We start from the raw sequence: 12,623 nt of genomic DNA on the forward strand, positions 1-12,623 counted from the left end.
CACAACATAGAATATTTTTGTTTTTTGCGCTGTCTACTTGACAGGGGGCGGGTCAGAAAAAGCTCCGCCTTTTTTTCTGTCATTGACAATAAGCCTGATATGTACTATAATATTGGTATTGTAAAAATGAACGGAGGTGCAGTCAGGTGGCTAATAAAGACAGACAACAAAACTACACAAACGATAATAAGCCTCAGGACTACTATGAACAGGAATATCAGCGACAGCTTGACGAGTTCAACCGCATAAGCGGTGCGGGCGGACAGCGTGTTCAGCAAATAGACGAGGGCGTGAACGTCTTTGACGATTACTATGACGCTGGCTACCCTGATGATCGTACACAGGGTACAGCTCAGCCATACGGGCAGGGAAGCCGTTCATCATCAGATTACGCAGGCTCATACAGAGAAAGCACTCCAAGACGGCAGACACAGAGCAGACAAACGTCACGTCCACAGAACGGACAAAGCAAGCAGAGAGGTTCAGGCAAGTCAGCAAAAAGCAACAAGACCTCAGCCCAAAGACGAAATAATGACCTGCAATTTGGCAAAAACAATAAAAGCCGTAATGGTCAGACGAACAAAAAAGGTAAAAACAAAGTGGAAAATAAAAAAAGACACCCTATAAAAACCTTTTTCAAGGTGCTTATCATCATACTTTTGGTGGTTTTCATATTGGCGAACGTGCTTATATGGCGATACATAGGCATGGTGAACAAGGTGGAAAGAGGTCAGCGAATGAACACAGATGCTTCCATGAACAGCTCTGATGTACGAAATATCCTGCTTATAGGCTCTGATACAAGAAACGCTGACGAGCGTGGCAGAACAGACTCTATGATACTTCTCTCCATTAACAGCACCACAAAAGAGATAACAATGACCTCTTTCATGCGTGATATGTATGTGAATATCAAGGGCATTGACGCTGACGGAAATGATATAGACACATGGTCAAAGCTCAATGCAGCGTATGTTTACGGCGGTGCAGAGCTTCTTATGGATACCATAGAGTATAATTTTGATATTGCCGTTGACGATTATGTTTATATCGACTTTCTGTCATTCGTTGATATCGTTGACGCAGTTGGCGGTATCGAGCTTGACATTTCCGACGAAGAGGCCGAGGGCATGAAGCCTCCAATGGCAGAGCAAAACAAGCTTCTTGGAAATAAAAAGGGTACAGACTATCTTGATAAGGGCGGAAAGAAGCTCCATGTAAACGGCAATCAGGCACTCGCCTATGCAAGACTTAGATATGTTGGCAACGCAGATTTCCAGCGAACAGAACGCCAGAGAACAGTTATCACAAAGATAATCGAAAAGGCGAAAGGCTCAGATCCGCTGACTATAGACAAGTTCGCAAAAGCATCAATGTCACATCTTACAACCAATATGTCCCAGACACAGCTTTTTGCTCTTACCTATAAGGCGATATTCTCCATGAATTACGAGATAAAGTCCATGAGAATACCTGATGATGATTCCTATTCATATGGCACATCATCTGACGGTCAATCAATTCTCGAAGTGGATTTTGAAGCCTGCAAAGCACTTCTCAGGAAAGAGATATATAACCAGTAAAAATAAAAGCTCTGCTTCGGCAGGGCTTTTTATGTGCAAAAATATAGGGGCGCTGTCCCCTACATGGTTTGTGCGTTTTTAATATAATTTTTTTTATACAAAGAAAAGCCCTGCCGAAGCAGGGCTTTCTATATTCTAACTATTGTTCAGGTGTCGGTTCAGGCTCAGGCTCAGGAGCAGGCGGATCAGTTTCCGTAACAGGCTCCGTTACTGTTTCTGTAGCAGTTTCCGTGTTCGTTGACACCTCAGTGGTTTCACTTGGCTGTGTCAAAGATGGAGTAGTTTCAGTTGCTTTTTTCGTTTCAGTTGAAACCGAAGTTGTTGTGGTGGTCTTTGAAGTTGTGGTCGTGGTGATGTAGCTTGTGGTGGTCGTAGTTGTGGTGGTCTCTTCCTCTGATGAGTCCTCCTCCACAGGTGCGTCACCGAATGCTATAACGCCCCATTTTCCAGACTTCATTACCCATGCCTTGCCGTTGTGAGCAGGTCTTGCCTGATCGAACTCGCCTGGCTTTACGATACAGTTGCCGTCTATGTCATAATAACCATATGATGAATCTATGGATACCGGCAGATAATCGTCAGTGAAAAGATAAGGATGAACTGCCATCTCGTCATCTATCACCTTTCCGCAATAGGCACTCATGTCACCGTCGCACTTGAAGTCGATTATAGTCTTGCCGTCAGAACCAACATATCCCCACTTGCCTTTATCGTTCTCAAAGGCGATGCAGGTAAGTCCTGCGCCTTTGTATGCAGGGGCATAGAAATCAGTGTACTGCATATCAAGTATAAGCTTGTCCTTTTTAGCAAGCCCGTAAAGCGGTTCGCTCACAGGAGAAATGTCATAAAAACCATTGTCAGACTTTTTCACGTCAGCTTCACATACCACAACAGCCTTTTTGCCAGTGTATTCTTCGCCCTGTTCTTCGTCAGCGTCCTTTACATAGATCTTTTCCTCATTGCTGTTCCAGTAATATTTCGGTGAGCTGTCATGATGCTCCGCCGCATAGTATACTACCTGATTTGAGCTGTCGATACTGCAATACTCATACTCATCATTCTTTTCATTTATAATATTGAAAAGCGTGACCTCTCCGCACCAGCAGGTGTAGTAATCGTCATATTCCGCAGGCACTACCATGTTTCCGCTGTAGTCTATAATGCCATATTTGCCATTCTGTCTGATAACAGAATAGTTGGCATAAGCTGTGTTCTTTTCGTTGTTAGGGTCGACCTGACTTCCGTCAAAAGAAATGATATTATCGGCGTTTATAGTTGGCTCTATGAGCCAGCGATAAGCTTGTTTCTGTTCTGAATTTGAGTCAGCCGTATAGGAATAACCACCAGGGGCAACGTCGTCATCAGCACCCTTTTCCCAAGGCATGGCACAGCCTGTGAGCATAGCACCTGCAACAACGGCTGTCAGAGCAGAACAAAAAATCTTGTTCATAAGTTTCCTCCTATCATTTTCTGCTTCTTCCTTATCACCCATTATCTGTATTTTTTTATCTTTTCAGGGCAATATCTACACATACGATTATTATATACTATAACCCCTTTTATGTCAATAGCACAACTTACAAACAGCACCGCAAAGCTGCAAGGATTTTCAGCGATTTTAACACGAAAATCCCCGAAAAATCGTCGTTTAAAGCTTAAAAGGGACTGTCGTCCTGCAAGCGTCAGTCCCCCATATCTGCATGATTATTTTATGAGCTTCTCCGTCCAATTATGCGCACCATTTTCCAATGTTTTGAAATCAAAACAACGCTTTGATATTACGTGTTCAGGCTTGTCATATTTGAGAGCATACAATGAGCGTGCATTGTTTTCAAGAGGAAGTTCTTTGATATATTTCATTTCTCTTTTCAGAAGGTCAATGTATTTGCTTTTGGCAGTATCATTTTTGAAATCAACATACTCCTCGATTTTTTCGTATTCAAGGTCTGTCATTTCAGACACAGGCACAGGGAACATATAATTAAGATTTACAACAGCTATAAGCACGTCATTATGTATTATTTTCTGAAAATCTATATTTGCCTTTATTTTATTGTGTCTTGGCTTTGCAGAAGATACCTGCGTCACATATGCAAGGTCACCCACACGCATAAGCTCTCCAAAGAACGGCTTCAGCTTATCATTTCCGTAGTCTGTTCTTGGTATCCTCGACTCATAATTTTCTCTCAGATAGTCAAGGTAATCCTTGTTTATTATTTTCCACTTCTGCACGTTCATACATCTCCATACAAAAAATAAAGGGTCAAAACAAATTGACCCTTTAAATACCTATTAAAGCGATTTTAGACGGATTCGCAACCCCTATTAAAACAGTATTTTTAAAGGCTCTGTGACCTCTATTAAAGCGATTTTAGACGGATTCGCAACCCCTATTAAAAGAATAAATCTTTCTAATTCTATTATACCACATTATATGTAAATGTCAATAGTAAAGTGTCAGAAATCTTCCTGATTATTCTTCCTCTTCAACCGGCATATTCTCCCAGTTGTGGTAAACGTTCTGAACGTCGTCATCGTCCTCAAGATGCTCAAGAAGCAGACCCATCTTCTTGATAGCGTCCTCGTCTTCGATAGTTGTGTAGTTTGAAGGAACTTTCTCAGCCTCAGCAGAAAGTACCTTGTAACCCATTCCCTCAAGAGCTTCTCTTACAGAAGAAACCTGATTAGGGTCGCATGATATCTCGATAACATCGTCATCAACGTTGAAATCGTCAGCGCCTGCCTCAAAGCAGTCCTCCATTATCTTGTCCTCGTCAGCACCATTGTTCTCCATAACAACAGTACCAACATCAGAGAACATGAAAGATACACAGCCTGATGTACCCATGTTTCCGCCGAACTTGTCGAAGAAGTGACGGATATCGCCTGCTGTTCTGTTCTTGTTGTCTGTAAGGCACTCAACGATAACAGCAACACCGCTTGGACCGTAGCCCTCGTATACCATTGACTCGTAGCTGTTCTTGTCGCCGTCGCCTGCTGCCTTTTTGATAATTCTATCGATATTATCGTTAGGCACGTTGTTTGACTTAGCCTTTGCGATAAGATCTCTCAGCTTTGCGTTACCTGCAGGATCAGCACCGCCCTGCTTAACTACAACAGCGATCTCTCTGCCTATCTTTGTAAATATCTTAGCTCTTGCAGCGTCTGTTGCACCCTTTTTTCTTTTAATGTTTTCCCATTTTGAATGACCTGACATTTGATTCACTCCTTGATGTAATATTATTCATTGATGCTGCCCACAGACCATGCTGCCTCGAACAGTTCACCTATACGTTCCTCACGCCCCGTGAGATATAAAAAACCGAAAAGACATTCCAAACCTGTCGCCATGCGGTATTCCCCCACAGTGGAATGTTTCGGAGCATTTATGCCCTTTGCATTTCTGCCCCTTTTGAAAATATCCATTTCCTGTTCGTTAAGCAGCCCCTCGTCAAGCCACTTGCGAACAGCCTTTGCCTGATATTCCGCACACACCCTCTCAACAGTGAGCTTGTGCAGCTTGTCCGCAGGCATATTAGCTTCAAGGATAAGCTTTTCTCTTACCCTTATCTCGTAAACGCCGTCCCCGATAAAAGCCAGTGCCAGAGGGGAGTATTGCATGGCGTCCATATCAGAAAGCTTTCCCGTGACGCTCCCTCCTATCTGAGATATTCAAACTCAAAGTCGAATATAGAAACAGTGTCGCCCTCTTCGATACCCATTTCCTCCAGCTTGTCGATTATGCCGCTGGTCCTGAGTACGTTCTGGAAATACTGCAGTGAGGAGTAATCGTCCATATTAGCCGTCCTGAGTATGTCAAGAAGCCAATCTGCTTCCACGAAATAAACGCCGTCCTCCACAGTAACACGGAAGTCTTTCTTTGAGATGAGCTTATCGTCAAGCTCCTCCTGAGTGAGCGGCTGAGCTTCAAACTGCTTAACAGGCGGAAGAACAGAAAGTCGCTCCCATACGCCATACATAAGCTCTTTTGTACCCTTTGTGGTAGCGGCAGAGATCTCATAGAAGAGAAGTCCCTGATCCTCAACATAGTTTCTCAGTCTTTCTACCTGCTCAGGGGTAGCCATATCGCTCTTGTTTGCGGCAACTATCTGCGGAGCTTCCGCAAGCTCCATTGAGAAGTTTTCAAGCTCGTGATTTATCGCCTTGAAATCCTCGATAGGATCTCTGCCCTCGCTGCCTGAAACGTCGATAACGTGAACGATAAGTCTGCACCTCTCAACGTGTCTGAGAAATTCGTGACCAAGACCGACGCCCTCGCTCGCACCCTCGATAAGACCTGGAATATCTGCCATAACAAAAGATTTTCCATCTTCTATCTTAACAACACCAAGCACAGGCGTCAGGGTAGTGAAGTGGTAGTTGGCTATCTTTGGCTTTGCCGCTGATACAACAGAGATAAGTGTGGATTTACCCACGTTCGGGAAGCCCACAAGTCCTACGTCTGCAATAAGCTTGAGTTCAAGCATTACCTCATATTCGTCACCACGGAAACCCGGCTTTGCAAACTTCGGTATCTGCCTTGTGGAAGTGGCAAAATGAGCGTTTCCACGCCCACCCTTGCCTCCGTGAGCGATAACAGCAGGCTCGTCGGTAGAAAGGTCGGCAAGTATCCTGCCGCTCTTTATCTCTTTAACAACAGTGCCTCTAGGAACTTTCACCACAAGGTCGGGAGCATTCCTGCCTGAGCAGTTTTTGCCGCCGCCGTTCTGTCCCTTTTCGGCAACATATTTTCTCTTATATCTGAAATCTATAAGGTTTGAGATATTGTCGTCAACAACGAAAACAATATCTCCGCCCTTACCGCCGTCACCGCCGTCCGGACCGCCTGCCGCAACGTATTTCTCACGGTGGAATGAAACTGCACCATCGCCGCCGTCACCGGCTTTTATATAGATCTTCGCCTGATCGACAAACATGATCAAACCTCCTTATAAATGATATTATGCGTAAATTTAGTTGTCATTAACCAACAAAAGACCCCAAGCCTAAGGCTCAGGGTCATATGTTACAAAATTAAGCCTTGGGATAAACCGAAACCTTCTTGCGGTCTCTACCGAGTCTTTCAAATCTTACAACACCGTCGCTTGTTGCGAACAGAGTATCGTCAGAACCCTTCTTAACGTTCTCGCCTGGGTGAATGTGAGTACCTCTCTGACGAACGAGGATGTTACCAGCCAGTACGAACTGACCGTCAGCTCTCTTTACGCCAAGTCTCTTTGACTCAGAATCACGTCCGTTCTTTGTAGAACCCATTCCCTTTTTATGAGCGAAAAACTGCATTGAAATCTTAATCATCTAAATTACACCTCCATAAAATGTAATCCGTCCGATCAGTTATCTCTGACCGTGACTTTGATCCTGCCTGAAAATTCCTCAGCTAGAAAATACAAATGAGTGAGAAGCCCTAAAAGCAGCTTGTCCCCCTCCTCTGAGCTGTCATTTTCAAGCCTTAATATTATTTCGTTTTCTTCCACTGCGACTTCAGCCTTTATCTTAAAAGCCTCAGTGACAGTGTTAGCCGTCAACATTACAGCAGACGATACGCTTGCACAGCATACGTCCTCGCCATAATCTGCATAACCTGCGTGACCCGTTATACGAAATCCCACAAGTCTGTCATGCTCATTTCTGAAAAAATCAGCACAGATCATTATGCGTTGATAGCTTCGATCATAACCTTAGTGTAAGGCTGTCTGTGACCGATCTTGGTCTTTTCGCCCTTCTTTGGCTTGTAAGTGAATACAGTCACCTTCTTGGACTTGCCGTTCTTGATGACCTTAGCTGTTACGGAAGCGCCGTCAACATATGGAGCGCCAACCTTGATACCGTCGTCAGCGCCAACTACCATTACCTTATCGAAAGTAACAGCGTCCTCAGCGTTTACGTCCAGCTTTTCTACGAAAACCTCATCACCAGGCTTAACCTGATACTGCTTTCCGCCTGTTTCAATTACTGCGTACATTACGAATGCACCTACCTTTAAATAAACTCGCTACGCACGGTGGTCTGCAAATACAAACACTTATGACCGTGAATATGCGGCTTTAATATCATAACATATCCGCCCCCAAAAGTCAAGCACAGCTCTATTTCTGCTTGAAAATTTACAGAAATTTAACTTTTAAAAGCTCCTTTCCTATCCATTGTTGTCCTGCTGTAAACATTTCTCCTTAAACCTATTGTAAACTCGCAAAAAATATGCTATAATAAATGTGTATACATTATATAATATTACGAAAGAGGTCGAAGAACAATGACAAATTCTTATGAAAGCCCGTTTTGTACCAGATATGCAAGCAAGGAAATGCAGTTTATTTTCTCTGCTGACAAGAAGTTTACTACTTGGAGAAAGCTGTGGGTAGCCCTTGCCCGTGCTGAAATGAAGCTCGGTCTTAATGTTACTCAGGAGCAGGTAGACGAGCTTGAAGCTAACATTGATAATATAGATTATGCCGCTGCCGCTGAGCGTGAAAAGCTTGTTCGTCATGACGTTATGTCACACGTTTATGCTTATGGCCTTGTTTGTCCAAAGGCAGCAGGTATCATTCACCTTGGCGCAACTTCATGCTATGTAGGCGATAACACAGACGTTATCATCATGAGAGATGCACTTAAGGTCGTAAAGAGAAAGCTTGTCAAGGTTATCGACCAGCTTGCAAAGTTTGCCGATAAGTATAAGGCTATGCCTTGCCTTGCTTATACTCACCTCCAGCCTGCACAGCTCACAACAGTGGGCAAAAGAGCTACTCTTTGGTGCAACGAGCTTCTTATGGATCTTGAAGATCTGGATTTCAGACTTGCTAACCTCAAGCTCCTTGGCTCAAAGGGTACTACCGGCACTCAGGCATCATTTATGGAGCTTTTCCACGGTGATACTGATAAGGTAAAAGAGCTTGAAAAGATGATAGCCGAGGAAATGGGCTTTGACGCTGTTGTTCCTGTTTCAGGTCAGACCTATTCAAGAAAAATGGACTATCAGGTATGCTCGGTTCTCGCCGGTATCGCTCAGTCTGCTATGAAGTTCTCTAATGACATAAGAATTTTGCAGTCATTCAAGGAGATCGAAGAGCCGTTCGAGAAAAATCAGATAGGCTCTTCCGCTATGGCATATAAGAGAAATCCAATGAGAGACGAGAGAATAACATCACTTGCCAGATACGTTATCTGCGACGTTCTCAACCCTGCATTCACAGCAGGTACACAGTGGTTTGAGAGAACTCTCGACGACTCTGCAAACAAGAGAATTTCCGTTGCCGAAGCTTTCCTGGGTGTTGACGCTATACTCAATATCATGCTCAATGTTACAGATCCTGACAACGGCTTGGTAGTATATGACAAGATCATCAGAAGAAGAGTTATGGCAGAGCTTCCTTTCATGGCTACCGAGAACATTATGATGGATGCTGTAGAAAAGGGCGGAAACAGACAGGAACTTCACGAAAGAATAAGAGAATATTCAATGGTAGCAGGTGCAAGAGTTAAGAAAGAGGGACTTGACAATAACCTCTGCGAGCTTATCCTCAACGACCCTATGTTCATGATAACAAAGGAAGAAATGGATAAGATAATGAAGCCTGAAAACTTTATCGGCAGATGCCCACAGCAGGTGGACGAGTTTATCGAAAATTGCGTAAAGCCTGTTGTCGAAGCAAACGGCGTGTCTGACGATGTTGCAGAAATAAACGTATAATATCAAAGGATAAAAAATATTTTTCAGCGGGCTGATAGGTCTTTTCAGATCGTCAAGCCCCTGAATTTTATCTGATAAACATCATGAAGAAAAGCCAAAAAGGGGAGAAAATGTGAGAAACGGTGATAAAAATGGAACTTGAACAATATAAAAGCAGTGCCTTTGAGATTTTTGACAGACTTCTCAGAGCCATGAGAAGCCCTGAGGGCTACGTTCATCCTCAATCCCTTTTGTGCTGTATAGGTTCTCTTGCAGGCTATTCCTGCCAGCAGGACGTGAGAAAGCTTTTCATGACAGAGGGAGTTCAAGAGGAGGACGTTTTCACGGTGTTCACTGATAAGTCAGGCAGAAAGTATTTCTACGGCGATATCATTGACGAAAAGCTTGTGGGCAATAACTACTCAGTGTGGTCTTTTACCGCAGGAGTGCTTAAAAAATATAACGAGCCTTTTACGGACGTTGGGGAAATGCTCCGCTACACTGCGGCGAACGCAGGGGGCGCAAGCTTTGGCAAAATAAGAAATTGCACCACAGGTGAAACTGTCCAAAGCTATATAAAGCTTCTTTGGCAACCGCTTCTGCCTATAGCGCAGAAGTCAGCAGGCAGGGGAGAGCTTCACATAGTTTTCGGACTTTGCATACAAAAAGCCATGATGACCTGCAAAAGCGCAGTTTCACTTTCAGAGTGCGCAAGAATAATAATGGAAAGCGCTTTGACAGGGGCAAGGGTGGACTTCAAGGACTTGTAAGGTAAACAAAATAAAAAAAATAGGGAGAAACTTAATATGAAAAATAGCAGAAAAAAAGCCGTACTGCTGGCGGTATTGCTGTCAGTGTCACTTTGCGCCTGCGGACCTGTTGAGGAAGCCGCAGACAGCGTTTCAGAAACGAAAGATACTACTACTGCGGAAGCGGTGTCAGATACGCCCAACGGTGTGGAGGAAAGTTCGCAGACGGATGACAGTTCGCAGGTGGAAATAATTCGTGACCCTGAGCTTGTTTGTGACCTTAGCGAAATACCATATACAGCCAAATGCACCGTAGAGGGCAATTTTGGTGCAGAGGCAATGCTTTCTGATTATTATGGTATAAACGCAATGATAAATTCTGACGAGCCGCTCCTTAGTATACCTGTCAAGTATACTGACGCTGATTTCGGTGGTGGGGTCATTCGTTTTGAGTTTAGCGACAAAATAAGCGACGAGCAGAAAGCCAGTGCAGTTATAATGCAGTTTGACGAGGATAGCACGTTCACGAAACTCGAAAGTTTCGTTGACGAAAATGGTATTTCTGCGAATATCACCACGGGTGGCGTTTACATGGTCATAGACAGCTATGTTTATGATATGCTTAACGGAGGGTCGGTGGATACAGACCGTTATGATATTGAAAACGGTTTGACCATAGAGCTTTCAGATTTTTCTGCCGCTTTAGAGTTGCCTGAGATAGGTGGATTTTCTGCCGCAAAGTTGGAAAAGCATGAGATAACCACAGATGATTTTGACGGCACGAGAGATGTGAAGATTGTCTATGCAAATCTTATTGACGGCAAAGTGGACGAAAAATATGACGGGTTAAATCTGTCATTGTCTTATTATCAGCGGCTTGACAAGACCACGGTCGATGATATGCTAGATATGTATGCAAAGTCGGCTGATATCAGCTCTGATGATAATGTTTGGCTTGATTATCGGGGACTTGACCTTGGCAATGGCAAGCGTGGCTGTGTTATTGCGGCTCTGGGTGAGGATCAAAGTGTGAACGTTCAGGGTATATACGAGTTTTCTGACAGCGAATATATACAATATAATGTGGTGATACCACTAAAGTATGTTTCAATGGGAGAAGATATTTTCGATTCAGCTATGAGTTTTCGCTATGCAGAATAAACGCATTTATAATGTTGAGGCGGTCTTAGGAGGCTGCTGTTTTAAACGCTTTTTGAAAAGCTTTTTATATTGGTAAAAATTTTGCGGTCGTTACCGCATTGAAAGGATTTGATTTGATTGAAGATCGAAACACAATGTTTACACGAGGGCTATACGCCTAAAAACGGAGAGCCGAGAGTAGTGCCTATCGTACAAAGTACAACCTATGTCTATGACTCATCAAGAGAGATAGCCGAGGTCTTTGACGACCCCACCAAGAGCCTTATCTACTCACGCTTTGAAAACCCTACCACAGACGCAGTTGAGAAGAAGATAGCCGCTCTCGAGGGCGGTGCAGCCGCAATGTGTACATCAAGCGGACAGGCTGCCACACTTTGCTCTATCCTGAACATCTGTCAGGCAGGGGACAGCTTTATAGCTTCCACTTCTATCTATGGCGGCACCATAAACCTTTTCAGCATAACAATGAAAAGACTTGGCATAGAGTGTATCTATGTTGACCCCGACGCTACAGATGAAGAGATACAGGCGGCATTCAAGGATAATACAAAGCTTGTTTTCGGTGAAACTATCGCAAACCCTGCGCTGACAGTTTTCGATATCGAGCGTTTTGCAAATATCGCCCATAAGAATGGCGTTCCTCTTATCGTTGATAATACTTTCGCTACTCCATACCTTTGCAGACCTATCGAGTGGGGCGCAGATATCGTTATCCATTCTACATCAAAGTATATGGACGGCCACGCAGTTCAGGTTGGCGGCGTTATCGTTGACAGCGGCAAGTTCGATTGGACGGGCGGAAAGTTCCCTTGCATGACCGAGCCTGACGAAAGCTATCACGGCACTATCTACACTGAGAAATATTCTTTTGCACCTTACATAGTAAAAGCAAGAATGCAGCTTATGAGAGATTTCGGCTGCTATCCTGCTGCAAATTCCTCGTTCCTGCTCAATCTGGGACTTGAAACTCTCCCTGTAAGAATGAAGCAGTATTGCGAGAATGCGCTCACAGTGGCAAAATTCCTCGAAAGCAATGACAAGGTAGAGTCCGTTGCATATCCTGGACTTGAAAGCGATAAGTACCATAAGCTTGCTGAAAAGTATCTCCCTCTTGGCACAGCAGGCGTTATCTCGTTCGTTATCAAGGGCGGAAGAGATACAGCGGCAAAGTTCATGGACAGCCTTAAGCTTGCTTCCAACGAAGTTCACGTTGCCGATATCCGTACTTGTATCCTCCACCCAGCCTCCGCAACACACAGACAGCTTTCAGACGAACAGCTCGTTGCCGCAGGCATAAACGGCGGAATGATAAGACTTTCCGTAGGTCTTGAAAATGTCGAGGATATCATAGACGATCTGAAACAGGGCTTTGCGGCTATCTGATAAAATAGAAACCTGCTAAGAAAAATCAATAGGCAAAATGAACAAAGTTGAGAAAAG

13 protein-coding genes are annotated in these 12,623 nt (G+C 44.0%); 5 read left to right on the forward strand and 8 right to left on the reverse strand.

Features of this window, described 5'->3' with window-relative positions; all coding sequences use genetic code 11:
* The first annotated feature begins 146 nt into the window (after nucleotides 1-146).
* Entirely contained in the window at nucleotides 147-1,583 is a 1,437-nt protein-coding gene (locus tag WS40_RS09420) for an LCP family protein (protein WP_046441824.1), read from the forward strand.
* Nucleotides 1,584-1,722: 139 nt separating this feature from the next.
* On the opposite strand, the gene WS40_RS09425 is transcribed toward WS40_RS09420, so the two are convergent.
* The 8 genes from WS40_RS09425 to rplU all read right to left on the reverse strand — a co-directional run bounded on the left by WS40_RS09425 (nucleotide 1,723) and on the right by rplU (nucleotide 7,566).
* On the reverse strand, nucleotides 1,723-3,033 hold the full coding sequence (locus WS40_RS09425) for a WG repeat-containing protein (protein ID WP_325208514.1): 1,311 nt from the start codon (nucleotides 3,031-3,033) through the stop codon (nucleotides 1,723-1,725).
* 254 nt (nucleotides 3,034-3,287) lie between these two features.
* Complete coding sequence (locus tag WS40_RS09430; RefSeq protein ID WP_046441826.1) at nucleotides 3,288-3,821, reverse strand: type III toxin-antitoxin system ToxN/AbiQ family toxin; 534 nt, start codon at nucleotides 3,819-3,821, stop codon at nucleotides 3,288-3,290.
* A gap of 235 nt (nucleotides 3,822-4,056) precedes the next feature.
* Nucleotides 4,057-4,800, reverse strand: coding sequence for a YebC/PmpR family DNA-binding transcriptional regulator (locus tag WS40_RS09435; RefSeq protein ID WP_038672277.1), 744 nt, complete (start codon nucleotides 4,798-4,800; stop codon nucleotides 4,057-4,059).
* Nucleotides 4,801-4,823: 23 nt separating this feature from the next.
* Nucleotides 4,824-5,213 carry a Mini-ribonuclease 3 gene (locus WS40_RS09440; RefSeq protein WP_046441827.1) on the reverse strand — a complete coding sequence of 130 codons (390 nt, stop codon included), beginning with the start codon at nucleotides 5,211-5,213 and terminating at the stop codon, nucleotides 4,824-4,826.
* Between the two features lie 29 nt (nucleotides 5,214-5,242).
* Nucleotides 5,243-6,520 carry a GTPase ObgE gene (gene obgE / locus WS40_RS09445; protein WP_046441829.1) on the reverse strand — a complete coding sequence of 426 codons (1,278 nt, stop codon included), beginning with the start codon at nucleotides 6,518-6,520 and terminating at the stop codon, nucleotides 5,243-5,245.
* Between the two features lie 97 nt (nucleotides 6,521-6,617).
* A complete protein-coding gene (gene rpmA / locus WS40_RS09450) occupies nucleotides 6,618-6,899 on the reverse strand; it encodes a 50S ribosomal protein L27 (protein ID WP_022288733.1) in 282 nt (93 codons plus the stop codon).
* A gap of 35 nt (nucleotides 6,900-6,934) precedes the next feature.
* The gene (locus WS40_RS09455) at nucleotides 6,935-7,255 is read right to left on the reverse strand and encodes a ribosomal-processing cysteine protease Prp (protein ID WP_046441831.1); all 321 of its coding nucleotides are present in this window, start codon (nucleotides 7,253-7,255) and stop codon (nucleotides 6,935-6,937) included.
* Entirely contained in the window at nucleotides 7,255-7,566 is a 312-nt protein-coding gene (rplU, locus tag WS40_RS09460) for a 50S ribosomal protein L21 (RefSeq protein WP_022288731.1), read from the reverse strand. The genes WS40_RS09455 and rplU overlap by 1 nt, the downstream gene beginning before the upstream one ends.
* Nucleotides 7,567-7,857: 291 nt before the next feature.
* Between rplU and purB the strand changes: the two genes are divergently transcribed.
* The 4 genes from purB (at nucleotide 7,858) to WS40_RS09480 (ending at nucleotide 12,566) form a co-directional block, all read left to right on the forward strand.
* The gene (purB, locus tag WS40_RS09465) at nucleotides 7,858-9,294 is read left to right on the forward strand and encodes an adenylosuccinate lyase (protein WP_046441833.1); all 1,437 of its coding nucleotides are present in this window, start codon (nucleotides 7,858-7,860) and stop codon (nucleotides 9,292-9,294) included.
* A 131-nt stretch (nucleotides 9,295-9,425) separates the two neighbouring features.
* Nucleotides 9,426-10,043 carry a hypothetical protein gene (locus tag WS40_RS09470; protein ID WP_022288726.1) on the forward strand — a complete coding sequence of 206 codons (618 nt, stop codon included), beginning with the start codon at nucleotides 9,426-9,428 and terminating at the stop codon, nucleotides 10,041-10,043.
* 36 nt (nucleotides 10,044-10,079) lie between these two features.
* Nucleotides 10,080-11,183, forward strand: coding sequence for a hypothetical protein (locus WS40_RS09475; protein WP_046441835.1), 1,104 nt, complete (start codon nucleotides 10,080-10,082; stop codon nucleotides 11,181-11,183).
* A gap of 117 nt (nucleotides 11,184-11,300) precedes the next feature.
* Nucleotides 11,301-12,566, forward strand: a complete 1,266-nt coding sequence (locus WS40_RS09480) for an O-acetylhomoserine aminocarboxypropyltransferase/cysteine synthase family protein (protein WP_046441837.1) — start codon at nucleotides 11,301-11,303, stop codon at nucleotides 12,564-12,566.
* The last annotated feature ends 57 nt before the right edge of the window (nucleotides 12,567-12,623 follow it).

Origin of the sequence: Ruminococcus sp. N15.MGS-57, assembly GCF_000980385.1 — a bacterium.
Lineage (GTDB): Bacteria > Bacillota > Clostridia > Oscillospirales > Ruminococcaceae > Hominimerdicola > Hominimerdicola aceti.

Bases quoted from the DNA above. Each gene is read 5' to 3' on its own strand.
- WS40_RS09425 (WP_325208514.1), bottom strand. From the start codon at position 3,033: ATGAACAAGATTTTTTGTTCTGCTCTGACAGCCGTTGTTGCAGGTGCT.
- WS40_RS09430 (WP_046441826.1), bottom strand. From the start codon at position 3,821: ATGAACGTGCAGAAGTGGAAAATAATAAACAAGGATTACCTTGACTAT.
- WS40_RS09435 (WP_038672277.1), bottom strand. From the start codon at position 4,800: ATGTCAGGTCATTCAAAATGGGAAAACATTAAAAGAAAAAAGGGTGCA.
- WS40_RS09440 (WP_046441827.1), bottom strand. From the start codon at position 5,213: ATGGACGCCATGCAATACTCCCCTCTGGCACTGGCTTTTATCGGGGAC.
- obgE (WP_046441829.1), bottom strand. From the start codon at position 6,520: ATGTTTGTCGATCAGGCGAAGATCTATATAAAAGCCGGTGACGGCGGC.
- rpmA (WP_022288733.1), bottom strand. From the start codon at position 6,899: ATGATTAAGATTTCAATGCAGTTTTTCGCTCATAAAAAGGGAATGGGT.
- WS40_RS09455 (WP_046441831.1), bottom strand. From the start codon at position 7,255: ATGATCTGTGCTGATTTTTTCAGAAATGAGCATGACAGACTTGTGGGA.
- rplU (WP_022288731.1), bottom strand. From the start codon at position 7,566: ATGTACGCAGTAATTGAAACAGGCGGAAAGCAGTATCAGGTTAAGCCT.
- purB (WP_046441833.1), top strand. From the start codon at position 7,858: ATGACAAATTCTTATGAAAGCCCGTTTTGTACCAGATATGCAAGCAAG.
- WS40_RS09470 (WP_022288726.1), top strand. From the start codon at position 9,426: ATGGAACTTGAACAATATAAAAGCAGTGCCTTTGAGATTTTTGACAGA.
- WS40_RS09475 (WP_046441835.1), top strand. From the start codon at position 10,080: ATGAAAAATAGCAGAAAAAAAGCCGTACTGCTGGCGGTATTGCTGTCA.